22 protein-coding genes are annotated in these 23,492 nt (G+C 70.5%); 19 read left to right on the plus strand and 3 right to left on the minus strand.

All coding sequences use genetic code 11. From position 1 onward, the window contains the following. The first annotated feature begins 14 nt into the window (after positions 1–14). From cas3 to ACZ6CL_RS22290, 11 genes are all read left to right on the plus strand, one after another. Entirely contained in the window at positions 15–2,987 is a 2,973-nt protein-coding gene (gene cas3 / locus ACZ6CL_RS22240; protein WP_468937889.1) for a CRISPR-associated helicase Cas3', read from the plus strand. A gap of 280 nt (positions 2,988–3,267) precedes the next feature. Continuing rightward, positions 3,268–4,944, plus strand: a complete 1,677-nt coding sequence (casA, locus tag ACZ6CL_RS22245; protein ID WP_468937891.1) for a type I-E CRISPR-associated protein Cse1/CasA — start codon at positions 3,268–3,270, stop codon at positions 4,942–4,944. After that, positions 4,941–5,708 carry a type I-E CRISPR-associated protein Cse2/CasB gene (casB, locus tag ACZ6CL_RS22250; protein WP_468937892.1) on the plus strand — a complete coding sequence of 256 codons (768 nt, stop codon included), beginning with the start codon at positions 4,941–4,943 and terminating at the stop codon, positions 5,706–5,708. Before casA ends, casB begins: the two co-directional genes overlap by 4 nt. Positions 5,709–5,762: 54 nt before the next feature. Then, complete coding sequence (gene cas7e / locus ACZ6CL_RS22255) at positions 5,763–6,926, plus strand: type I-E CRISPR-associated protein Cas7/Cse4/CasC (protein WP_468937893.1); 1,164 nt, start codon at positions 5,763–5,765, stop codon at positions 6,924–6,926. Further along, on the plus strand, positions 6,923–7,807 hold the full coding sequence (cas5e, locus tag ACZ6CL_RS22260) for a type I-E CRISPR-associated protein Cas5/CasD (protein WP_468937894.1): 885 nt from the start codon (positions 6,923–6,925) through the stop codon (positions 7,805–7,807). Before cas7e ends, cas5e begins: the two co-directional genes overlap by 4 nt. Continuing rightward, positions 7,804–8,523, plus strand: a complete 720-nt coding sequence (locus ACZ6CL_RS22265; protein WP_468937896.1) for a type I-E CRISPR-associated protein Cas6/Cse3/CasE — start codon at positions 7,804–7,806, stop codon at positions 8,521–8,523. The genes cas5e and ACZ6CL_RS22265 overlap by 4 nt, the downstream gene beginning before the upstream one ends. A gap of 8 nt (positions 8,524–8,531) precedes the next feature. Further along, on the plus strand, positions 8,532–9,521 hold the full coding sequence (gene cas1e / locus ACZ6CL_RS22270) for a type I-E CRISPR-associated endonuclease Cas1e (RefSeq protein ID WP_468937898.1): 990 nt from the start codon (positions 8,532–8,534) through the stop codon (positions 9,519–9,521). A 21-nt stretch (positions 9,522–9,542) separates the two neighbouring features. Further along, positions 9,543–9,857 carry a type I-E CRISPR-associated endoribonuclease Cas2e gene (cas2e, locus tag ACZ6CL_RS22275; RefSeq protein WP_468937900.1) on the plus strand — a complete coding sequence of 105 codons (315 nt, stop codon included), beginning with the start codon at positions 9,543–9,545 and terminating at the stop codon, positions 9,855–9,857. Positions 9,858–10,242: 385 nt separating this feature from the next. Beyond that, a complete protein-coding gene (gene fabG, locus ACZ6CL_RS22280; RefSeq protein ID WP_358623479.1) occupies positions 10,243–10,947 on the plus strand; it encodes a 3-oxoacyl-[acyl-carrier-protein] reductase in 705 nt (234 codons plus the stop codon). Between the two features lie 5 nt (positions 10,948–10,952). Then, positions 10,953–11,723, plus strand: coding sequence for an enoyl-ACP reductase FabI (fabI, locus tag ACZ6CL_RS22285; protein WP_468937901.1), 771 nt, complete (start codon positions 10,953–10,955; stop codon positions 11,721–11,723). A gap of 229 nt (positions 11,724–11,952) precedes the next feature. Further along, positions 11,953–12,288: a hypothetical protein gene (locus ACZ6CL_RS22290; RefSeq protein WP_468937903.1), complete on the plus strand. Its 336-nt coding sequence runs from the start codon at positions 11,953–11,955 to the stop codon at positions 12,286–12,288. A 49-nt stretch (positions 12,289–12,337) separates the two neighbouring features. Here the strand turns inward: ACZ6CL_RS22290 and ACZ6CL_RS22295 are convergent, their stop codons facing one another. After that, entirely contained in the window at positions 12,338–13,018 is a 681-nt protein-coding gene (locus tag ACZ6CL_RS22295; protein ID WP_468937905.1) for a FadR/GntR family transcriptional regulator, read from the minus strand. A gap of 154 nt (positions 13,019–13,172) precedes the next feature. Between ACZ6CL_RS22295 and ACZ6CL_RS22300 the strand changes: the two genes are divergently transcribed. The 4 genes from ACZ6CL_RS22300 to ACZ6CL_RS22315 all read left to right on the plus strand — a co-directional run bounded on the left by ACZ6CL_RS22300 (position 13,173) and on the right by ACZ6CL_RS22315 (position 15,617). Then, on the plus strand, positions 13,173–14,471 hold the full coding sequence (locus ACZ6CL_RS22300) for a CynX/NimT family MFS transporter (RefSeq protein ID WP_468937906.1): 1,299 nt from the start codon (positions 13,173–13,175) through the stop codon (positions 14,469–14,471). 23 nt (positions 14,472–14,494) lie between these two features. Then, on the plus strand, positions 14,495–14,611 hold the full coding sequence (locus ACZ6CL_RS22305; protein ID WP_468937908.1) for an SGM_5486 family transporter-associated protein: 117 nt from the start codon (positions 14,495–14,497) through the stop codon (positions 14,609–14,611). A 174-nt stretch (positions 14,612–14,785) separates the two neighbouring features. Further along, positions 14,786–15,001: a hypothetical protein gene (locus ACZ6CL_RS22310; protein ID WP_468937909.1), complete on the plus strand. Its 216-nt coding sequence runs from the start codon at positions 14,786–14,788 to the stop codon at positions 14,999–15,001. A 97-nt stretch (positions 15,002–15,098) separates the two neighbouring features. Continuing rightward, the gene (locus ACZ6CL_RS22315; protein WP_468937910.1) at positions 15,099–15,617 is read left to right on the plus strand and encodes a SixA phosphatase family protein; all 519 of its coding nucleotides are present in this window, start codon (positions 15,099–15,101) and stop codon (positions 15,615–15,617) included. A gap of 131 nt (positions 15,618–15,748) precedes the next feature. Here the strand turns inward: ACZ6CL_RS22315 and serB are convergent, their stop codons facing one another. Next, positions 15,749–16,984 carry a phosphoserine phosphatase SerB gene (gene serB, locus ACZ6CL_RS22320; protein ID WP_468937911.1) on the minus strand — a complete coding sequence of 412 codons (1,236 nt, stop codon included), beginning with the start codon at positions 16,982–16,984 and terminating at the stop codon, positions 15,749–15,751. A gap of 276 nt (positions 16,985–17,260) precedes the next feature. Here serB and ACZ6CL_RS22325 point away from each other — a divergent pair, with 276 nt between their 5' ends. After that, complete coding sequence (locus ACZ6CL_RS22325; RefSeq protein ID WP_468937913.1) at positions 17,261–19,924, plus strand: ABC transporter ATP-binding protein/permease; 2,664 nt, start codon at positions 17,261–17,263, stop codon at positions 19,922–19,924. Positions 19,925–20,013: 89 nt separating this feature from the next. Here the strand turns inward: ACZ6CL_RS22325 and ACZ6CL_RS22330 are convergent, their stop codons facing one another. Next, complete coding sequence (locus ACZ6CL_RS22330) at positions 20,014–20,781, minus strand: transglycosylase SLT domain-containing protein (protein WP_468937915.1); 768 nt, start codon at positions 20,779–20,781, stop codon at positions 20,014–20,016. Positions 20,782–21,228: 447 nt separating this feature from the next. On the opposite strand from ACZ6CL_RS22330, the gene ACZ6CL_RS22335 reads away from it, so the two are divergent. The 3 genes from ACZ6CL_RS22335 to ACZ6CL_RS22345 all read left to right on the plus strand — a co-directional run bounded on the left by ACZ6CL_RS22335 (position 21,229) and on the right by ACZ6CL_RS22345 (position 23,403). Continuing rightward, positions 21,229–22,386: a GAF domain-containing sensor histidine kinase gene (locus ACZ6CL_RS22335; RefSeq protein ID WP_468937917.1), complete on the plus strand. Its 1,158-nt coding sequence runs from the start codon at positions 21,229–21,231 to the stop codon at positions 22,384–22,386. Further along, positions 22,379–23,035, plus strand: coding sequence for a response regulator (locus tag ACZ6CL_RS22340; RefSeq protein WP_468937919.1), 657 nt, complete (start codon positions 22,379–22,381; stop codon positions 23,033–23,035). Before ACZ6CL_RS22335 ends, ACZ6CL_RS22340 begins: the two co-directional genes overlap by 8 nt. A 137-nt stretch (positions 23,036–23,172) precedes the next feature. Next, entirely contained in the window at positions 23,173–23,403 is a 231-nt protein-coding gene (locus ACZ6CL_RS22345; protein ID WP_468937920.1) for a chaplin, read from the plus strand. Positions 23,404–23,492: the final 89 nt, after the last annotated feature.

The following is a 23,492-nucleotide window of genomic DNA, read 5'->3' on the forward strand; positions in this document are numbered from 1 at the left end:
GAAGGGACGAGACCGTGATCGATACGCGGCTGTGGGGAAAGTCCAGGGGGCTCGAGAAGCCCTACCCGGTCATTGGCCATCTCCTTGACACGGCCATGGTCGCCGGGGCCGTGTGGGACTCGGTGTTGGCTGTTCCGCAGCGTGAAGCGATAGCCGACGCGCTGGAGGTCGCAGCGGATGCGGCCAGGCGGCTGGTGATGTTCTGGGCGGGGCTGCACGACATCGGGAAGATCCTTCCGCGGTTCCAGGACATGGCGGTCCAGGACAGTCCCGGACACTGTGCGTTCCTCGGTGAGGACACGTACGCGCACGACCGCCGGAACGACAGCCAGGCGCGGAAGATCCGCCATGAGGTCGCCACGAACCGGGCGCTCCCACAGCTCCTGGCGGCGCTCGGATACCCGGCCTCCGGGCGGCCTGCCAGTCTGTTGCTCACGCAGGTGGCCCAGTTGCTCGGCGGGCACCACGGTCGGTATCCCGAAACTGCCGAGGCACGCGACATCCGCGACCCACTGTGCAACCTTCCCGAGCTGGGGTCTGGCGGCTGGGCCGAGCAGCGGCGCGAGCATGTGGCCGCCCTTCACGACGTACTGGGGCGGCCGGAGGCGCCCACCGTACGAGCCATGCCGGTGGAATTGGCGGTGACCACCGCGGGGGTGGTCGTAGTCTCCGACTGGCTGGCGAGCCAGGAACACGTCGTGGCCGCCCAACAGTCCGCAGCGGACGCGGATGCGGGCGCTCACGTTGCCGGGGACGAGGAAAGGGCTCTGGCAGCCCGGGAGTCGTTGTGCGCCCACGCCCGACGGGCATCAGCCGTGGCCCCATCCCTTCTCGCGGACGCAGGTCTGGGGCGGGCGGACTTCCGGCTTCAGGGGTTCACCGGGCTGTTTCCGGAGATTGGTCGGCCCTACTCATTGCAGGCGAGTATCGATGAGGCGCTGCCCGGGGCCGTGCACGGCACCGGCGTACTGCTCGTGACCGCGCCGCCCGGAGAAGGGAAGACGGAGGCCGCGCTGTACGCCGCGACGGTGATGGGCGCGGCGTCCGGCAGAAGCGGGTTGTTCTTCGCCTTGCCGACCCAGGCCACGGCCAACCAGATGTACCACCGTGTCGTCGGCTTCGCTGAGCGGAATCTGCTGGACCCGGCACACGTGACCCTGCTGCACGGCGCCGCGGACCTCTACGAACCCTACGCCGAGCAGCCGCCGCGGAAGCAGGGCGCGCCGGGCGAGGGCGACGCCGAGCCCCGGGTGCTGTCGGAGCACGAAGACGAACCACGTGGAGCAACCGGCATCTCCGTCGTGGCCAGCCACTGGCTGCGGTCTCGCGGCCGCGGGATCCTCGCCCCGATCGCCGTGGGGAGCGTCGACCAGATTCTCATGGGCGTTCTGCCCTTGAAACGGAACGCCCTGCGCCACCTGGGGCTCTCCGGCAAGACGGTAGTCATCGATGAGGCCCACGCCTACGACGCGTACACCCACGCACTGCTCCTGCGGCTGCTGGTGTGGCTGGGCGCCATGGGCGTGCCGGTGGTGCTGCTCTCGGCCACGGTCACCGGCGAGACGGCCGCGGGTCTGGTGGAGGCGTATCTCTCGGGTACTGGGCGCGCCCCCGGCACGTACCGGCTTCCGCCGCCGTCCTACCCGGGCTGGATGTACGTCGACGCACGAAGCGGTGAAGTGACCATGCCCGAGAAGCGGGTGGGTAGCGAGCGAAGGCAAGACCTGGCCGTGCGCGTCCTGCCGGTCACCCACACCTACGACGCCACCGTGGCGGACGGGCGGCTCGCCGCGCTGATCGCGGAACTCCGGGGCGTGACGGAAGGCGGCGGCTGCGCGGCGGTGATCTGCACCACTGTCGCCGAGGCGCAGAAGACCTACGAGGCGCTGCGCGAGCACTACAGGACCGTCTACGGCCCCGATTACGCGGGCTGGGACGACCGCTCGCTCGAGGACGCGGCGCGAGACGACGCCGAGGCGGGGCCACGGCTGCGCTTGCTGCACGCCCGCTTCCCTGCCCGCCGCAGGGCCGCGCTCACGGCGGAAGCCGAAAGCTGGTTCGGCCGGATCGGGAAACAGGGCGTACGGCGGCCAGAGCGTCCGCGCGGTGCCGTGCTCGTCTCCACCCAGGTCATCGAACAGTCCCTCGACCTCGACTTCGACCTGATCGTCTCCGACCTCGCGCCGATGGCCCTGCTGTTGCAGCGAGCAGGCCGGGTCTGGCGGCACTCCGCGCCCGGCCCCGCGCGCCCGGCCTGGTGCACAGGCCCCCGGCTCGCGGTCCTCGCCCCGGTCGGGGACGACGGGAATCTCCTGGTACCGACCGCCTGGGGCGACGTATACGCACCGTCCTTGCTCCAGCGCACGCTGGAACTCCTTGAGCGGAGGGGAGCCGAGCCGGTCCGGGTTCCGGAGGATGTACAGCGGCTGGTCGATGAGGTATACGACGAGGCGTTCGCCTCCGCTGACCCCGAGGCGCTGATGCAGCGGGATATCGATCGTCTCACCGACGACATGGCGCGTGCCGGTCTTGCGGGAATGGTCATGCTGCCGCCGCCCGCGATGGTCGACTCCCTGCACCGGTTGACCACTAGCGACGCGGACGAGGATCTGGTCGCCACCCGGCTAGGAGCGGAGACCGTCCAGTTGCTGCCGGTCTTCGATAACGACTCCGGGCAGCGCTGGCTGGACGAGGCGTGCACGATCCCGTTGCCGGATTCGGGGAACGGACGCGGCGGCCGGTTCACCCGTGCCGAGGTCCGCGCGCTGCTGGGTCATGTGGTGCCCCTCGCCCACGGACCGTGGCGGCAGGCATGCACCAAGGCGCATGAACCCCCGGATGCCTGGCGCGAGGAACCACGGCTGGCCCGCCTGGTCCTGCTGCCGCATCGAATGACTGACGGGGGCGCTCCGGCCGGGGCGGTACTGGGGGATCGGCTGCTGACGCTCGACCATTCGCTGGGGCTCGTCGTCCGCAAGACGGCGTAAATTGCTCGCGCACATCAGCATCTTGGATCCAACTGCCGGACAAGCACGCGAAGTTGCCCATACGGTCATCAACATCCGGATCGGGATCTCCCTGGCAGCCAGCCAGGGGGATCCCGCCATCAGCCCCCACCTTCGCGGGGAGAGGGGCGCATCGTCTGGCGCTCGCGCACATCAGCATCGGGCCACCTCCGCCTGCGCGGAGACCTCAAATCTACGGCATCGCGCTGCCCGAGCGCGTCCGTCGCACACGCTCCTTCATCAATCGAGGTGCATCCTCGCCATGCCTGCCCGCCCCCATTCCCACCACGACCACTTCGACCTCCGCACACGCCCCTGGATCCCCGTCCGTACGAGGGAAGGGGGCGCAACAAGCGTCAGCCTGCGCGAACTCTTCCTCAACGCCCACCAGATCGACGGGCTCACCGTGGCGCTCCCACCAGCCGCCTCGGGGCTGATGCGCATCCTGTGCGCGATGGCCGCACGCATTACCGGGCTCGACACGGCGTCGAACACCGCCGCGTGGCTCGACCTGCGCTACGACCTACTGGAGGCGGCGCAGGGTTTCGATCCGGCCGCGGTCGACGCTTACCTCACCGAGCACGGCAGTCGGCTCCGCCTCCACGATCCGGTCCGGCCCTTCCTCCAGGACCCCCGGCTGGCCGACGAGTGTCCCAGCCGCTCGGGCGTCAACAAGCTGGTCATGGCTCGCCCTGCCGGGAGCAACCAGGTCTTCTTCGGGCACTTCACCGACGCCGAGCAGGTGGCCATCCCATCCTCCGAAGCGGCCCTGCACCTCATCGCGCAGCTCTACTACGGCCCGTCCGGCCAGTGCACACCGCGCACCGTCTCCGGCAAGCGGTTCGGGAATTCCTTCGCCGGGCCGCTGCGCCGGGTGATGTCGTACCACCCGGAGGGCCGGTCGCTGTTCGAGACGCTGCTGCTCGGCATCCCGGCCCCCAGCGCCTGGCCCCAGCCGAGCCAAGCAGGAGCGGTCGGCGGGACCGGGGGAGCGGCGGTGGAGGACGCCTGCCCGTGGGAGCGCGAAGAACTCCCCGAGCCCCTGGCTCCGCCCTCCGGCGCGGTCGGCCCGCTGACTGCCCTCACCGAGCAGTACCAGCACACCATCCTGCTCCAGCCCGGACCGGACGGCGAGAGCGTCACGGACGCCACAATCACCTGGGCGTTCCGCATGCCCCGCGCGTCGTCGCACACTGACCCTTACCTGATCTGGGACGAGGGCAAGGACGGCGCACTGCGCTCCCGCGATGCCGATGCCGAGCGGTCGCTGTGGCGAGATCTGGACGCGCTCGTCCTGCTGAACCGGGGCGACGGAGGGAAACGGCCGCTCGTCCTGGACGGCCTGGTTGGCGGGCAGATCCCGGAAGCCCCCCTGCGTGCGCTGCGGGTGCGCGCGTATGGCTTCGACCAGGACGGCCAGACCCGGGACCGCACCTATTTCAGCGCCACCACACCAAGCCTCTTCGCCCTGCTCGAATCCTCGGACGAGTCGACGGACAACGCCCTCGCGCTCGGGGCGAAAGAGGGGCGCGAGGCAGCCGAGAAGGCCGCACAGCGCTTGGTGTTCGCGCTGCGCGTCGCCTGGCGCTCATACACCACCCCGTTTACCGACGACAAGCCGGGCAGGAAGAACAGGGACGGTGGCCCCTGGCCCAGCGCAGCGCTGGCGGCGTACTGGCCGGTGGCGGAGGAGCGCTTCTGGGACTCCCTGGACGCTCGCGACTTCACCCACGCGATGCGGGCGTTCGGCCGTCTTGCCCTATGCGTTTACGACGACGTGACCAGGCCCGTCGCGGGCACCCCACGCGGCGCGAAGGCCCGCGAGGGCACCCGGGGGCTGGTACGCAGCCTTTTCGGCCAGGCCGGCCGGCCGCCCCATCACCCCGCAGGGACCGCAGGGACCACGGGGGCACCGGACACGGAGAGGACACCGGCATGACCACGACTGCCCCACGGGACACCGGGGATGGAACCCGTCCCGCATCTCGAATCTCCTCGCTGGACCGCTACGACACCTTCGTGGCCAACGTCTTCGCCCAGTGCGCCGACCCCGGCACCCAGCAGGCACTCCGGCGCGGGCTGGCCAAACCGGTGGACGAGATGCCTGCCCGTACCCATGCTGCCCTGCTGCGCCACGGTCTTGTCCCGGACAAGGCGAAAGGGTCCAGAAAGCGGGCCTATTACGCCGTGGCCGCCCTCATCGCGGCCCGCCCCCGGGCCCAGCGCACGGCTGAGGCCGACAGCGCGGACGCCTCGAAACCGGACCTGGACTTCGCGGCCGAACCGGGCCTCGACCACGCGGCCGACGGTGCCGAGGCGGTCCAGACAACAACGCCCCCCGGCAGCCCCGCCGCCGCCACCGGATCCCGGCCCTCTCGCACGAGCTTGGGGGAGAGCCTGGCGTTGGCCGTCGCATGCCAGGACACCGACGGACTCAAAGAGGGCGGGGCGGAGGCCCGGCTCCACCTGATGGTCCGGCAGGACACCGACGGCATTCATCGCATGCTCCCGGCCGTGCTCCGCCAACTGGGCTCCGCCGGTGTCGCGGCCGACTACGCGTGCCTCCTCCGTGACCTGATCGCGTGGGAGCACCACCGTGACCAGGTGGCGACCCGGTGGCTGGAGGGCTTCTACCGCACGCTGCGACGTAAGAAGGCCGCCGCGACCGGGGACAAGGCGGAGGACGAAGCCCGGTCTGCCTGACCCGCCCGAACCCCTTGCCCACGCACCTCTGCTCCACCGAAAGGACCACTCGCGATGACCGCATCCGCCGTCTCAGCGTCCGGCGAACCCCGTTTCCTGGACATTCACATCACTCAGACGCTCCCGTACAGCAACGTCAACCGCGACGATCTCGGCTCGCCCAAGACCGTCACCTTCGGCGGCACCACTCGTACCCGCGTCTCCAGCCAGGCATGGAAGCGGCCCACCCGGCTCGCCGTGGAGGAGCACATCGGCCAGCAGGCCTTACGGACCCGCCGTCTGCCACAGCAGGTCGCCGGGGAGCTTGAGGACAAGCGCAACTGGCCCGCCGACCTCGCCGCCCTCGCAGGCGCGCAGGTCATCCGCTCCACCGACTCCAAGCTCGCGCTGGAGAAGGGCGACACGACGACCGCCTCCCTGCTGTTCCTTCCCGACACCGCGGCAGCCGCGCTCGCCGACATCGCCGAGCAGCACCGTCAGGCCCTGGAGAAGGCTCTGGGTAACAAGGCCGCCTCCGCCAAGGCCCTACTGCCCAAGGAAGCCGTGCACGAGGTGCTGCGCTCCCGTAACGGCTCCATCGCGCTCTTCGGCCGGATGCTCGCCGAGATCCCCGGGGCCGGAGTGGACGGCGCGGTCCAGGTCGCGCACGCCTTCACCACCCACAGCACTTCCGTCGAGGCGGACTTCTTCACCGCGGTCGACGACGCCGACCAGTGGGCCACGGACGCGGGAAGCGCGCACATGAACACCGGCGAGTACAGCAGCGGCGTCTTCTACCGGTACGCCACCCTCGACCTGCGCGACCTCGCCAAGAACATTCCGGAACCCGACACCGCACGCACCCTCGCCGCGGCCTTCGCCACTGCGTTCATCAGCACCTTGCCGTCGGCCAAGAAGAACTCCACCGCCCCGCACACCGTCCCCGACCTGGTGCACATCTGCGTCCGATCCGACCGGCCGCTCTCCCTCGCTGCCGCCTTCGAGAAGCCGGTGCAGGCCCGGTCGGAGGGCTGGGCATGCTCTTCCCGTGACGCCCTCAGCGACTACGCCACCCGTGTGCGGCGACTCCTCGGTGACACCGGGCTGATCCACAGCGCGCACGCCTCCGTTGACGACAAGGAGTGGGACGGCCTCGGCGAGCAGGCGGCCTCCTACCCCGAACTGGTCGCCGGAGCCGTCTCCGCCGTCTGGCCCGCGGAAGGGACCGACCGGACGTGACAGGGCTCCTGTTGCAGCTCGGCGGGCCGCTCCAGTCCTGGGGCGAGCACAGCGCCTTCACCGATCGCGACACGGTGGCGCACCCCACCCGCTCGGGTCTGATCGGGATGTTCGCCTCTGCCCTCGGCATCCCGCGCGCCGACGCGACCGTGGACGCGGCCGCCGCCCCGGACGCCCTAGGCGACTCCGCGCCGGACTTCGCCGGGCTCACCCGGCTTCGCTTCACCATACGGACCGACCGCCCCGGGGTCCGGCTGCGCGACTTCCACACCGTGGGCGGCGGATACCCCCAGCACCGGACCGTTCCCACTGCCAAGGGCGCCCGGCGCAGTGGTGATACGGCGACCATCGTCTCCCGCCGCCACTATCTGAGCGATGCCGTCTTCACCGTCGCGGTCACCGCTTCCCAGCCGGACGGTGCTCTCCTCACCGCCTGCGCGGAGGCGCTGGCCGCCCCGCGCTGGCCGCTCCACCTGGGCCGCCGTTCCTGCCCGCCTGGCGCGCTGCTCCTGCTCCGTACCGGCGTCCTTGACCCGGTCGCCGAACTCAACCGCGTCCCCCTCGCCCGACAGGTGCCGCGGACCTCGGCAGAGGATGGCAGTGCAGGGCCCGCCACCGTCCTGGTGCGCTTCACAGCGGACGTGCCGTTCCCGACGGGGTCCGGTGACGCGCCGTCCAGCCGGACCTCCGTCACCACGCTGAACGACGAGCCGGTCCGCCTCACCGCACGCGACCGCGTACACCATGCGCGCCCCGTGTACACCACCAGCCGACGGCTGCCTGCCGACCTGTGCGGCGGCTATGGCATCGACTACCTCGATGCCCTCGACGCCTACCTGAACGCTCCGCGCCTCGGGGGAAACGGAGGAAACGCCCTATGACCACCACAGCGTCTCCCGAAACGGTTGCCGAGCAGGCATGGCTGACCCGGCTCCTGCTCAACCCGGCCAGCAGGCAGGTCCAGCACGACCTGCGCAACGCCGCCGCTCTCCACCGCCGCGTCATGACGCTCGTGCCCAGCGGGCTCGGCGACGCCCCGCGAGCCCGGGCCGGGGTCCTCTTCCGACTGGACACCGACGGCATCGGCGCCCCCGTCCTCCTCGTCCAGACCCAGCTGCCGCCGGATCCGGCCCTGCTGCCCACCAGCTACGCGCAGGCGCAGACGCGCACGATGCACGGCATGTTCGTGGCCCTGCGGCCCGGGACGCCGGTCCGCTACCGCTTCCTCGGCAACGCCGTACGGCGCTGCGGCCGCAACAGCACCGCAGGCAAGTGGAAGCAGGCCATCCCGCTGTACGGAGACGACGCCGACCGATGGTGGGCCGACCGTGCGGCTGTCGCCGGACTGGACCTGCACACCATCCTGTCCCGGAGCGCCGACGCCCCCACTGCGTGGCACCAGCCCAAACGGCACGACGAGGGCCGGACGCAGACGAAGGAGACCGTCCGGGTCGCTCACGCGGCGATCCTCTTCGAGGGCGCCGCCACCGTCCGCGACGCCGCCGCGCTGCGCGGCGCTCTGCTGCACGGCATCGGCCGCGGCAAGTCCTACGGCTGCGGGCTGCTCAGCCTCGCCCCTGGCGCCCGGGAGGCATGACGCGCTCCATGACCGCCACCCAGCACACGAAGTCCTCCGCACGGCGCCGGATCGCCGCACCGACCCTCGCGATGCTTCCGCGCATCGGCGACTCCTTGTCCTTTCTCTACGCGGACGTCGTACGCATCGTGCAGGACGACACTGGGGTCTGCGCCGAAACGACCTCCGCCGACGGTGACGTGACTCGCGTCTACCTCCCGGCATCGGCGCTCTCCTGCCTGCTGCTCGGCCCCGGCACCTCCATCACCCAACCCGCCCTCACCACCTTCGCCCGCCACGGCACGAGTGTCGTGTGCACCGGCTCCGGCGGCGTCCGTTGCTACTCCGCCACCACGCCTGACTCGCTCACCACCCGCTGGCTTGAGCACCAGGTCCACCAGTGGAGCGATCCGGAACGCCGTCTGGCCGTGTCCAGGCGGATGTACCTCATGAGGTTCAAGGCTCCCGTCCCGGCCTCCACCTCCTTGCAGCAGATGCGCGGCATGGAGGGCCAGCGCATGAAGGCCCTGTACAAGCTGCTCGCGCAGCAGCACCGTATCGGCCGCTTCCGCCGTGCCTACGACCCGGCCTCCTGGGACGACCAGGACCCGGTGAACACTGCTTTGTCCTCGGCCAACACCTGCCTCTACGGGATCGTTCACGCTGCGCTCGTCGCTCTGGGCTGCTCACCCGCACTTGGCTTCGTCCACCAAGGGGCGCAACACGCCTTCGTGTACGACATCGCGGACCTCTATAAGGCCGAGCTGACCGTGCCGCTGGCGTTCTCCCTGCACGACTCGCCGCAGCCGGAAGGCGACGCGCGACGGCGGTTCCGGGAAGGCCTGCGGCTCTTCAAGCTGCTGCCGAGGATCGTGGCCGACGTCCAGACCCTGCTCGCGCCCGACGAGGCCGAGCCTTTGCCGGACGGGTACTCCGTCGACATGGTCAGCCTCTGGGACCCTGCGGCGGGCGCCGTTCCCGCAGGCGTCAATTACGCCGCCGACGCCGATCCGGAATGACACCCGCCGTGTGGAGAACACATGCCATCCATGACCGTCCTGACCACAACCGCCGTCCCTGACCATGTCCGGGGTGCTCTGACCCGCTGGATGATCGAGCCGACACCAGGCCTCTACATCGGCACCCTCTCCGCCCGCGTCCGTGACGAGCTGTGGTCCGTCGTAAGCGCCTCGATCGGCCCTGGAGCGGCGGTCCTGATCTACCCCGAAGCCAACGAACAAGGCTTCACCCTCCAGACGGCGGGCGAACGCCGCCGCGTCCCGGTCGACTTCGACGGACTCGCGTTGGTGGCCTTCCGTCCGGATGAATGCCAAGAATCGGCAAAGCCCTCGTAGACCCGCACGTCAGCAAGTGCGCTCCCCGTGCAGACGGGGGTGGTCCGCGCGCGCACGGTCTGCGGGGTGACTACCTGGGGCGCTCCCCGTGCAGACGGGGGTGGTCCGACGCCGATACCCACCCCGCCCGCGGACATTCGGCGCTCCTCGCGCAGGCGGGGGTGTCCGACCCAGGCCAGGGGCGGTGTGCTCCCCGGGCAGGTTGGGCGTCGGCAGCCAGAGGGGCGGCTTATGTAGGAAGTCGACAGGGTCGGCCCCACGCCCCTGTGCGTGCTCGATTCTCCGAACCCGTCCGTAGCCCGGTAGTTTTTGCTACCACCAGGGTCGACACACGTACGGACACGGCGTGCCGTCGAGCACGGCATCTACAAGAGAGGGTGGTCCCTTGAGCCGCTCGGTTCTCGTCACCGGAGGCAACCGCGGCATCGGCCTCGCCATCGCCCGGGCCTTCGCCGACGCAGGCGACAAGGTCGCCATCACCTATCGGTCCGGTGAGCCGCCGGCCGGCTTCCTCGCGGTGAAGTGCGACATCACCGAGCCCGAGCAGGTCGAGCAGGCGTACAAGGAGATCGAGGAGAAGCACGGCACGGTCGAGGTGCTGGTGGCCAACGCCGGGGTCACCCGCGACCAGCTGCTGATGCGGATGTCGGAGGAGGACTTCTCCGCCGTCCTCGACACCAACCTCACCGGTACGTTCCGCATGGTCAAGCGGGCCAACCGGGGCATGCTGCGGGCCCGTAAGGGGCGCGTGGTGCTGATCTCGTCGGTGGTCGGGCTCATGGGCTCCGCCGGGCAGGCGAACTACGCCGCGTCCAAGGCGGGCCTGGTGGGCTTCGCCCGGTCGCTCGCCCGTGAGCTGGGCTCGCGGAACATCACCGTCAACGTGGTCGCGCCCGGTTTCGTCGACACCGACATGACGCGCGCGCTCAGCGACGAGCAGCGTGAGGGCATCGTCAAGCAGGTGCCGCTCGCGCGCTACGCGCAGCCCGAGGAGATCGCCGCCTCGGTCCGCTTCCTGGCCTCCGACGAGGCCGCGTACATCACTGGAGCCGTCATCCCTGTCGACGGCGGATTGGGCATGGGTCACTGAACGTCATGAGTGGAATTCTCGCCGGTAAGCGCATCCTCGTCACGGGCGTCATCACCGAGTCCTCGATCGCCTTCCACGCCGCGAAGCTCGCCCAGGAGGAGGGCGCCGAGGTCATCCTGACCGGCTTCGGCCGGGTCTCCCTCGTCGAGCGGATCGCCAAGCGGCTGCCCAAGCCCGCCCCGGTCATCGAGCTGGACGTGCAGAACCAGGAGCACCTCGACGGGCTCGCCGACAAGGTGCGCGAGCACCTGGGGGAGGGCGTCGACCTCGACGGGGTCGTGCACTCCATCGCCTTCGGCCCGCAGGGCGCGTTCAACTTCCTGGAGGGCAGCTGGGAGGACGTCGGCACCGCCGTGCACGTCTCGGCGTACTCGCTGAAGGCGCTCACCACGGCCTGCCTGCCGGTCATGCCGCGCGGCGGCTCCATCGTGGGGCTGACCTTCGACGCCCAGTTCGCGTGGCCGAAGTACGACTGGATGGGCGTGGCCAAGGCCGCCCTGGAGTCGACAAGCCGCTACCTCGCCCGCGACCTGGGCGAGAAGAACGTGCGCTGCAACCTGGTCTCGGCCGGGCCCATCAAGTCCATGGCCGCGAAGTCCATCCCGGGCTTCGAGGAGCTGGCGGACGTGTGGAACCACCGGGCCCCGATCGGCTGGGACCTGACCGACCCGGAGCCGGCCGGCCGTGGCGTCGTCGCCCTGCTGTCCGACTGGTTCCCCCGCACCACCGGCGAGATCGTGCACGTCGACGGTGGCGTGCACATGATGGGCGCCTGAGCGCCGTCACCCGGGCTCGTCGACACGGCCGCCGTCCCGTCCCGCGCGCAAGCGGGCACGGGGCGGCGGCCGTTCGTATGGCAGCGGTCACCCGTTCGGACGAGCGGGCGGGCGCGCGGGTGGCGCGGCACGCAGGGTGGAGAGACGGCACGACCAGGCAAGGCACAACCAGGCACGACACGACTAGGCACGACGCGCGGAGCGACAGCCCGGCCGAGGAGGTCCTGCCATGCGTACGCCCCGGCGCTTCGCGGCCGCCTCGCTGCTCGCCGCCGCGGTCGGGTGCGTACTCGCCGCCTCCGGCTCCGTCGCGTCCGTCGCACAGGAACGCCCCCGGCCGCGCGAGGCCGCCTGCTCCACCTCGGTGCGCGGTTCGCACGCCACCGCCAGCTGCTTCAATCCCTACCCGGGCGCCGACCGGGTGCAGCTGCACGTCGAATGCGCCCGCTGGTGGGACCCGGACATGGACAGCCGCCGGGTGGAAGTGGGCCCCGCGCAGCGCGTGGAGCTGGGCGAGCGCTGCTGGAAGGAGATCCGCAAGGCGTGGGTGAGCCACCGTCGCTGAGCGGCCTGCCCGTGCGCGTGCGCGTACGCGTACGCCTACGCGCACGTGTTCAGCCGGCGTCGGGCGCGAGGCGGCAGGCGAACGGGTGGGTGCTCGCCTCGGCCGCCGCCCGCTCCCCGTCCCGTTCCCGGATGGCCTCCACCAGCCGCGCGTGGTCCACGTACGCGTCGGGGCTCAGGCCGCCCGCCACATCGGCGCGCAGGAAGTCCCGTACGACCGATCCCAGGTCCGCGTAGAGCGCCGCCAGCACGTCGTTGTGGGCGGCGGCCACGATCGCCATGTGCAGCGTCGCGTCCGCCTCCACGAACGCCTCCGCGTCGCCGGACTCCCAGGCCCGTTCGCGCCGGTCGAGCTGCGCGTCGAGCTGTTTGACGTCCTGCTCGGTACGGCGCTCCGCGGCCAGCTGCGCGGCCTTCGTCTCCAGGGCGCTGCGCAGCTCGGCCACGTGCCGCGGTTCGGCGCTCGCGAAGCGGCGGTGCATCACCCCGGCCAGCTCGCTGGTGGCGAGGACGTACGTACCGGAGCCCTGGCGGATGTCCAGCAGGCCGTTGTGCGCCAGCGCGCGCACCGCCTCGCGCACCGTGTTGCGCGCCACCCCGAGCTGCTCGACCAGCTCGGGCTCGGTCGGGATGCGCGAGCCCACCGGCCAGTCGCCCGAGGTGATCTGCGCGCGCAGCTGGGAGATCACCTGGTCGGCGAGGGCGGAGCGCTGGGGCGACGTCAGCGGCATGACTCTCCTGTGCTGTGCCGGGGGCTGCTGGAACTGCGGGGGCTGAGCAACGAGCCGTTCGATAGCGGGTCGTTCCATGATGCCGTCCCGTTGTCATCTGGTGGTCACAGATCAACTGGACAGTCATTCATCCCATGATTCTATGATGGTCGGCATGTCCAACGACGACCTCGCGACGCTCGACGCCGCGGCCCCCGCCCGACGGGACCATGAACAGCGCCCCGCGCCCTCGCCGTGGCGCCGTCGCGTCGTGGTCGTCGGCCTGCTGCTGGCCGCGCTCAACCTGCGCCCCGCCGTCACCAGCCTGGGCCCCCTCCTGAAGGAGGTCCGGGACGACCTCGGCATGAGCGGAACCGTCGCCGGACTGCTCACCTCGATGCCCGCCGCCTGCTTCGCCGTCTTCGGGATCACCGCGCCCCGGCTGGCCCGCCGCTTCGGGCCCGGAGCCGTCGTCTGCACCGGTCTCGCGGCCATCGCCACGGGCCTGGCGCTGCGCCCGTTCGCGGGCGGGACGGTGGCGTTCCTGTGCGCCAGCGCGCTGGGCCTCGCCGGGATCGCGGTGAGCAACATCCTGATGCCGGTGATCGTCAAGAGCTGGTTCCCGGACCGGGTGGGCTCGATGACCGGCCTCTACTCCATGGGGCTGTCGCTCGGCACGGCCAGCGCCGCCGCCGCCACGGTGCCCATGACCGACGCGCTGGGCGGCAGCTGGCGGGCCGGGCTCGGGGCGTGGGCGGTGCTCGCCGGGGTCGCGATGCTGCCCTGGCTGTTCCTCGCCCGGGGCGGTACGCACCGTAGCGAGCAGCCCGCGGCGCAGGACGCACAGCCCGCCGCGGAGGCCGCACCGCCCGGGCCGGAGTCCGCCGCCCGGATCACCCGGATCACCCGGAGCCCCACTGCCTGGGCGATGGCCGTCTTCTTCGGCCTCCAGTCCACGGCCGCGTACATCACCATGGGCTGGATGCCGCAGATCTTCCGGGACGCGGGGGTCTCCGCCTCCACCTCCGGGGTGCTGCTCGCGGTCATCATGGCCATGGGCGTCCCGCTGGCCTTCGTCCTGCCCCGGGCGGCGGCCCGGCTGCGCAACCAGGGCGTGCTGGCCGTGGTCCTCGGCGTCTGCGGGCTCATCGGCTACGCGGGGCTGTGGCTGGCCCCGGCCGAGGGCGCCTGGGTATGGGCCGTCCTGCTCGGCGTCGCCAACTGCGCCTTCCCGCTCGCCCTCACCATGATCAGCATGCGGGCGAGGACCAGCGCGGGCGTGGTCCGGCTCTCCGCCTTCGCCCAGAGCACCGGCTATCTGCTGTCCATCCCGGGCCCGCTGCTGGTCGGCACGCTGTACCAGCACAGCGGCGGCTGGGGGCCGCCGCTCGCGCTGATGGCCGGGCTGATGGTGCCGCAGATCGTGACGGGCCTGCTGGCCGGGCGTGACCGTACCCTCGAAGACGAGATCTGACCGGCGGGTGGGACACTGGCCCCATGCCAGTGCTCGATGAGAACCCGCCGAACGGCCAGAAGAAGCTCCTCCTCATCCTGGGCGTGATGCTCGGGATCACGGTGGTCATCGGCGTGGTCGCCACCATCGCCTCGCCCTGAACCCCGCTCCCGCCGCCCCGGGCCGCCGATCCGGGGGTGGGGCTGGCCCCACCATCCCCTAGGGGGTGAGGGTCAGGGGGAACTGGGTGGATCACCGGATGGGAACCGCCCCGCCCGCTCCGTAGCGTCGAACCATAGGAAGCACCACGGTTCACCGACCCGGAGGCGATCCCCATGTCCGCCCGCACCCCCACCCGGCCCGCGACCCCGGCGGACGGCGGCACGGACGTACGGCTGCCGTGGTGGGCCGTCGCGCTGCCCGCCCTCGCCTTCGTATCGCTGCTGCTCCTGCTCGCCGGGCCCTCCGACGCGCACGCCGCGAGCGGGTCCGGCGCCCTCTCGCAGTTCCTGGAGCTGCTGCGCCAGATCCTCGGCCGCCAGGGGGCGTGACCGACGGTGTGCGAGGGGACCCGTCTGGTGCTCACTTAGGTGAGCACCGTTTCAACACCCTGCGCCTCGCCAGCCGTTTCATGCGAAGCTGGGACGCATGAGCGTCGATGTGCCCCGCAGGATTGTCATTCTCCGACACGCCAAGGCCGACTGGCCCCAGGTGGCAGACCATGAGCGGCCGCTCGCGGAGCGCGGCCGCAAGGACGCCCCACTCGCCGGGCGCCGGCTCACCGAAACCGGGCTCGTCCCCGAACTCACCCTCTGCTCCACGGCCGTGCGCACCCGGGAGACCTGGAAGCTCGTGGTCCACGAGCTGCCCCAGCGCCCCAAGACGGTCTACGAGGAGCGGCTGTACGACGCCTCGCTCGGCGAACTGATCGCGGTCCTCAACGAGACGTCCGACGAGATCACCGACCTGCTGGTGGTCGGCCACAACCCCGGGGTGCACGCCCTCGCCGACGCCCTCGCGGGCCAGGCGGCGGAGGGCGCCCGGGAGCGGATGGCCCGCACCGGATTCCCGACCTCGGGCATCGCGGTGGTGACCTTCAGCGGCTCGTGGAAGTCGGTGGAGCACGGCGTCGGCCGCCTTGACGACTTCTGGGCGCCGCACGAGTAAGCAGGCCGCCAGCCCGCCGCCCGACCGCCCCGGCCCCGGTTTTCGCCCGCCTCGCCCGCTTCACCGGCAGTGCTTCACCGGCAGTGAGGCGGGCGGGACGGGGCGGTAGGCAGGGCAGTCAGCGGAGGGGGTCAGTCCTCCACGTGCGCGTCCGCGGCCTCGACCTCGTCACGGGTCACGCCGAGCAGATACAGCACGGTGTCCAGGAACGGCACGTTCACCGCGGTGTGCGCGGCCTCCCGCACCACCGGCTTGGCGTTGAAGGCGACCCCGAGCCCCGCCGCGTTCAACATGTCCAGGTCATTCGCCCCGTCGCCGATCGCGACGGTCTGCACCAGCGGCACCCCCGCCTCGTCCGCGAAGCGGCGCAGCAGCCGGGCCTTGCCCGCCCGGTCCACCACCTCGCCGATCACACGGCCGGTGAGCTTGCCGTCCACGACCTCCAGGGTGTTGGCGGAGGCGAAGTCCAGCCCCAGCCGCTCCTTGAGGTCGTCGGTGACCTGCGTGAACCCGCCGGAGACCACCCCCACCTGGTAGCCCAGGCGCTTGAGGGTACGGATCAGGGTGCGGGCGCCGGGCGTCATCCGGACCTCCGTACGCACCTTGTCCACCACCGACTCGTCGATCCCCGCCAGCAGCGCGACCCGGGCGTGCAGCGACTGCTCGAAGTCCAGCTCACCGCGCATCGCCCGGGCCGTGACCTCGGCGACCTCGGCCTCGCAGCCCGCGTGGGCCGCGAACAGCTCGATCACCTCGTCCTGGATCAGCGTCGAGTCGACGTCCATGACCACCAGCCGCTGGGCCCGGCGCTGCAGCCCCGACGCCACGACCGCCACATCGACCCCGATGTCGGCGGCCTCGGTGGCCAGCGCGGTGCGCAGGGGCTCCGTCTCGGCGCCGGAGACCTCGAACTCCACGGCCGTCACCGGATACTTCGCCAGCCGGAAGATACGGTCGATGTTGCCGCCGGTGCCGGTGATACGGGCGGCGATCGCGGCCACCGCCTCGGCGGTCAGCGGATGCCCCAGCACGGTGACGTGGGACCGGCCGGTGCCGCGCGGCCGGTTGTCGCCCCGGCCGGAGATGATCTCGGCCTGCATCCGGAGCGACTCGGCCCAGCTGTGCACGGTGGCCCGCAGCTCCCCTTCGGCCCCGTCGGCCTTCGGGGCCGTGACCAGCACGCACAGCACGATGCGGCCCCGGGTGACGACCTGCTCTATGTCGACTATGTCCACGCCGTACGCGGCGAGGGTGTCGCAGAGCCCGGCGGTGATGCCGGGGCGGTCCTTGCCGAAGATCTTGACAAGGAGGGTGGGGTCGTCGTCGGCGGGGACGGCGGTGGCAGGAGGAATCTGCGATGCGCTCATGGTCTTCCCACCGTATCCGGAGGCCTCCGCCCGGCGCGCGGCAGCCCAGGTCGTGGACGGCCATACGGTGCGGAACGTTCATCTACCGGACGCCGCTCCGTCACCGCCGGTCCGTATCCCGCCGCTGTTCGTGATCGTCCCAGTCGGACGCGAGATGGCCAGCATGTGGTCTTGTCAAAACCCGACTTCCGGTTAAGCGACTGAGCCTGAAATAGTTCCTCACGATGTTCGCCATCCCTAGACTCCCTGTGCAGGGGGTAGCTCGGGGGACAACTAGTGGGGCATGGAGTGCCGGAACTCGTACTGGAATTGAACGGACGGACCTGGACACTTGATCCATCCAGGTCATACAGCGTGGGGCGTGACCCACAGGGCGACATGGTGCTGGACGACGCCAGAGTCTCCTGGCGGCACGCCACGGTGCGCTGGGGCGGGCGCAGTTGGATCGTTGAGGATCACGGCAGCACCAACGGCACTTATGTGCAAGGCCAGCGAATCCAACAGGTGGAAATCGGCCCGGGCGTGGCCGTGCATCTCGGCAACGCGTCCGACGGTCCCCGCCTGAACGTTTCTGGCGCGTCTGGCGCGGATGCGAACGCGGGCGCGGCGGCCGCGTACAGCCCGCAGGCGGCCATGGGCGCCCCTCAGCAGGCCCAGCAGCGCCAGCAGGCGCAGCAGCCCCAGCAGCAGCCCCAGCAGTATCAGCAGCAACCTCCGCAGCAGCCGTATCAGCAGCAGCCCGGCCCGGGCTGGCCGCAGCAGGGCCAGCAGCCCCAGGGGTGGCAGCAGCCCCAGGCCCCGCACCAGCCGTTCGTACCGCAGCAGCAGGGCCCGCGCGACAACCTCGCGCAGAACGGCGCCGGTGGCGGACCCGGAGGACCCGGCGGACCCGCTGGTTCCGGTGGTTCCGACGACGGACGGACCGGACAGGGCGACCGCAGCCCGACGACGTTCCACCAGCTGGACGCGGGCCGGGTGATGCGCATCGGCCGTGCGCTGGAGAACGAACTGGTCGTCTCCGACCTCCAGGTCTCCCGCCTCCACGCCGAGTTCCGGGCGCTGCCCGACGGCCGCTTCGAGATCCGCGACCTCGGCAGCCACAACGGTACGTACGTCAACGGTCAGCCGGTCCGCCATCAGGTGATCGGCCCGAACGACACCGTCGGCGTCGGTCACTCCACCTTCCGGCTGGTCGGCGACCGGCTCGAGGAGTTCGTCGACACCGGTGACGTCTCCTTCTCGGCCCGCCACCTCACTGTGACCGTCGACGGCGGCAAGCAGATCCTGAAGGACGTCTCCTTCGGCGTTCCGGAGAAGTCGCTGATCGCGGTCATCGGCCCGTCCGGTTCCGGCAAGTCCACGCTGCTGAAGGCGCTCACCGGCTACCGTCCGGCCAACGAGGGCGACGTCCTCTACGACAACCGGAACCTGTACAAGCAGTTCGCCGAGCTGCGTCAGCGCATCGGTCTGGTCCCGCAGGACGACATCCTGCACAAGGAGCTGACCGTTCAGAAGGCCCTCCGGTACGCCGCCAAGCTCCGCTTCCCCGGCGACACCGCGACCGCCGAGCGCGAGGCCCGGATCGACGAGGTGCTGCGCGAGCTGAAGCTCGACATCCACCGCGACAAGAAGGTCACCGCGCTCTCCGGTGGTCAGCGCAAGCGGGTCTCGGTCGCGCTGGAGCTGCTCACCAAGCCGTCGCTGATCTTCCTGGACGAGCCGACCTCCGGCCTCGACCCGGGCATGGACCGCGACGTCATGCAGCTGCTGCGCGGCCTCGCCGACGACGGCCGCACCGTCCTGGTGGTCACCCACTCGGTCGCCGAGCTGGCGCTGTGCGACAAGCTGCTGGTGATGGCGCCGGGCGGTGCGGTGGCCTACTTCGGCCCGCCGAACGAGGCGCTCAACTTCTTCGGTTACGACAGCTGGGCGGATGTCTTCTCGGCGTTCGAGAACTACCGCGACTACGACTGGTCGGGCCGCTGGCGCGGTTCGCAGCACTACCAGATGTACGCCGCGGACATCGACGCCGTCGCCCCGCAGTCCGTGGACGTGCAGGCGCCGCCCGCGCGGATGCAGAAGTCGCAGAGCTGGGGCTCCCAGCTGTGGACGCTGATACGCCGCTACGTCTCCGTCATCGCGTCCGACCGCGGCTTCATGGCGCTGATGGTGATCCTGCCCGCCGTGCTCGGCGCGGTCAGTACCGTGATCCCGTCGGACTTCGGCTTCGTCAAGGCGCCGAAGGGCATGTTCAACCAGGACTCGGGCACGATCACCCTGATTCTCGTGGTCGGCATGTGCTTCTCGGGCGCGGCCAACTCCGTACGAGAACTGATCAAGGAACGTGTGATCTACGAACGGGAACGGGCCGTCGGCCTGTCCCGATCCGCCTATCTGATGTCCAAGGTGATCGTGCTCGGCGTGATCACCGCCATTCAGGGCGTGATCATCTGTGCCATCGGCTTCGCGCCCCGCGAGCTGCCCGAGGAAGCGCTGATCATGCCGCCGGCCGTCGAGATGTGCGTGGCCATCATCGCGATCGGCTTCACCTCGATGATGTTCGGCCTGGTGATCTCCTCGCTGGTGAAGACCGCCGAGAAGACCATGCCGCTGCTGGTCATGTTCGCGATCATCCAGGTCGTCTTCACCGGCGTCCTGTTCAAGATCTACGGATCGCCCGGCATCGAGCAGTTCGCGTATCTGATGCCCGCCCGCTGGGCGGTCGGCGCGGTCGGCGCGACGGTGGACCTCGGCCCCGGCCCGGGCCATCTGATGGCGCCGTGGGACCGCAAGAAGCCGCTGGACACGGACCCGCTGTGGGAGCACACCACCGCCCAGTGGAGCATCGACATGGCCGTCCTGCTGGCGCTCGGCATCATCTGCGCGTTCGTGGTGGCGCGGCTGCTGCGCCGCCATGAGCCGGAGGTCATGCGCAAGTAGCGCAAGGCCCCGGAACGAAGCGCCCGAAGGGCGGCGGCACCCCTCGCACACAGGGGGTGCCGCCGCCCTTCGGCGTGTGAACGCCGGGCTTAGTACGGGCCGTTGACGTTGTCGATGGAGCCGTACCGGTCGGCCGCGTAGTTGCACGCGGCGACGATGTTGGCGACCGGGTCGTACTGGTCGAAGGGCGTGCCCTTGACGTGGTACGTCTGGAACGTCGGCAGGATGACCTGGAGCAGACCCTTCGAGGGGACACCGTTCTGGGCGTTGATGTCCCAGTTGTTGATGGCCCGCGGGTTACCGCCGGACTCCCGGATGACGTTCTTGTAGATGCCGTTGTAGGTACCCGGGATGTCGTGCTTCTTCATGATGTCGAGGGATTCCCGGATCCAGCCGTCAAGGTTGTTCGGGTAGGCCTTCTTGGCGGCGGCCAGCTTGGCGCGCGCGGCGGCACGGCTCGCGGCCTCCTTGGCGGCGCGCTCCTTGGCGGCCTTCACCGCTGCGGCCTTCACCGCGGCAGCCTTCTTGGCGGCGGCCTTTTTGGCGGCCGCCTGTGCGGCGGCCTTCTCCGCGGCCGCTTCCGCGGCCTTCTTCTGTGCGGCCTCGGCCTGCGCCTGCTTGCTGGCAAGGGTCGCCTGCTTGAGCAGCACCTCCTGCTGGGCCTTGCTGTCGACCTTCTGCGAGGTGAAGGCGACCGGCTTGGCCGGAAGGTCCTGGGCCGTCGACGTGGCGTCGGCGTTGCCGCCGGGGACGAGCGCGACGGCCAGGGCGGCAGCGCCGGCCGCGGCGATGCCGGCGGCGGAGTACTTGGTCTTCTTGTTCAGGCGGTTGTAGCCAGAGATGCTGGGGAGGGGCATGGCGGAGTAGACCTCTTCCAATCGCTATGTGTCGCAGGCCAAATCGGCGCCTTGTGCGCCGTGTCTGGATCTACGGCGCCGTGCGACTGGGGGAAATTCTTAGCGGTCGCAAAATGCTGTGGCAAAGGTGTGACATACGATGCTGCTTAGTGGGTAAGGAGGTCTTCGCTGGCCATGCGGGCGGGCGTTGTCCCCGCTCACGCCCGGTTAAAACATCCACTAACTGACTTCGTAAGTGATGTAGATCCTGTGTCAGGCGTCACATTGCCGAGTCTTTAATATTGCGAGGTGTGCCTGCGCAAATGCGGAGTGTGGCGGAATTTCCGGGCCGTGTAACGGCCTCTTCTGGTGCCTTCGCTGCTTCCCTCGTCCTAGGTCTCAGGTCGCAATGAAGTGCTGCTGAAAGGCCTATACGCACTGTTCGGCGGCGCCGGTACGGTGACGTGCATGACCAAAGGACCGGGCGGTGGAGCCGGGGCAGGCCTGGCCTGGGTGAGCAGTGCGCTCCTCGCGATGAGCAGACATCTGGAAGTCCGTGATGTCCTAAAGACAATCGTTGTGTCCGCCCGTGAGCTGCTGGACGCGGAGTACTCGGCGCTGGGGGTCCCGGACGACCACGGGGGTTTCGCCCAGTTCGTAGTAGATGGCGTCAGTGATGAGCAGTGGAAGGCCATCGGGCCGCTGCCCCGCCAGCACGGGATCCTCGCCGCGATGCTCAAGGACGCCACCCCGCAGCGGCTGGCCGATGTCCGGCGGGATCCGCGCTTTGAGGGCTGGCCTACCGCGCATCCGGACATGTCCGACTTTATTGGACTCCCTATCGCGGACGGCGAGGAAGTCCTCGGCGCGCTCTTCCTGGCCAACAAGCGATGCGCGAAACCGGGGGGCGGCTGCGGCTTCACCGCCGAGGACGAGGAGCTGCTGGGCATCCTCGCCCAGCACGCCGCCATCGCCCTCACCAACGCCCGGCTCTACGAGCGCAGCCGCGAGCTGACCATCGCGGGGGAGCGCGCCCGGCTCGCCCATGAGCTGCACGACGCCGTCTCCCAGAAGCTCTTCTCGCTGCGGCTGACCGCCCAGGCCGCCGCCGCGCTCGTGGACCGCGACCCGGCCCGCGCCAAGGAGGAGCTGCAGCAGGTGGGGGCCCTCGCCGCGGAGGCCGCCGACGAGCTGCGCGCCGCCGTCGTGGAGCTGCGCCCCGCCGCGCTCGACGAGGACGGCCTGGTCGCGACCCTGCGCACCCAGGTCCAGGTCCTGGACCGGGCCCACACCGCCCGGGTCACCTTCGAGGCCCGCGGTGTACGGGCGCTGCCCGCCGCCCAGGAGGAGGCGCTGCTGCGGGTGGCCCAGGAGGCCCTGCACAACGCGCTGCGCCACGCCGGAGCGGGCCAGGTCGGCGTCACCCTCGCCCGGCGCGGCCAGGGCGCCCTGCTGCGGGTGAGCGACGACGGCTGCGGCTTCGACCCCTCGGCGGTGCGCCAGGCGGGGCGGCATCTGGGACTGGTGTCGATGCGCGACCGGGCGAGCGGCGTCGGCGGCGGGCTGACCGTGGAGTCGGCGCCCGGCAAGGGAACCGTGATCGAGATGGAGGTGCCCGGTGGCTGAGCGACGGGACGGAGCGGCGGTCCGGGTGCTGCTCGTGGACGACCACCAGGTGGTGCGGCGCGGCCTGCGGACCTTCCTGGAGGTGCAGGACGACATCGAGGTGGTCGGCGAGGCCTCGGACGGGGAGGAGGGCATCGCCCGGGCCGAGGAGCTGCGCCCCGACATCGTCCTGATGGACGTCAAGATGCCCGGTGTCGACGGCATCGAGGCGCTGCGCAAGCTGTGTGACCTCGGCAACCCGGCCCGGGTGCTGGTCGTGACGAGTTTCACCGAGAAGCGGACCGTGGTCCCCGCCCTGCGCGCGGGAGCGGCCGGGTACGTCTACAAGGACGTGGACCCCGACGCCCTCGCGAGCGCCATACGGTCCGTCCGCGCCGGACACGTGGTGCTCCAGCCCGAGGTGGCCGACGCGCTGCTCTCGCAGGACGAGGCGGGCGGCGGCCAGGGGCGCGGGGGATCCCTCACCGACCGGGAGCGGGAAGTGCTGGGGCTGATCGCGGACGGCCGGTCCAACCGGGAGATCGCCCGTGCGCTCGTACTGTCCGAAAAGACCGTAAAGACACATGTGTCCAACATTCTTATGAAGCTGGACCTCGCCGACCGCACTCAGGCCGCACTCTGGGCGGTACGCCATGGAATCGGGGCATGAACAGCGTTTCTCCGTGCAATCACACCAACGTGTGTATGTCACCCGAACAGCGCAACTCCGCCCGCCCCGGGCCGTTTTTCACGGCGTACTGCGGTGCTTCGCCGCAGCGACGCGTTATGGACGAAGGGTCTTGAGAAGTGAAGAACATCAAGAGGATCGCTGCCATCACCATCGCGGCCGGCGGTCTCGCCGTCGCCGGTGCGGGTGTCGCCTCCGCCCAGGACGGTCCCATGGCCGACGGCGGGGCGACGATGTCCCCGGGCGTTGTCTCGGGCAACAACGCCCAGGTGCCCGTCCATGTGCCGGTCGGCGTCTGCGGCAACACCGTTTCGGTCATCGGGGCGATGAACCCGAGCTTCTGCGACTGAGCCGTCCCCTCGGGGCAGATACACGGGCAGATTTACGGGCAGATACACCGCTCAGCACCGGCCGGCCCCGGAGGCAATGCCTCCGGGGC

Source organism: Streptomyces sp. NPDC041200 (genome assembly GCF_055591805.1).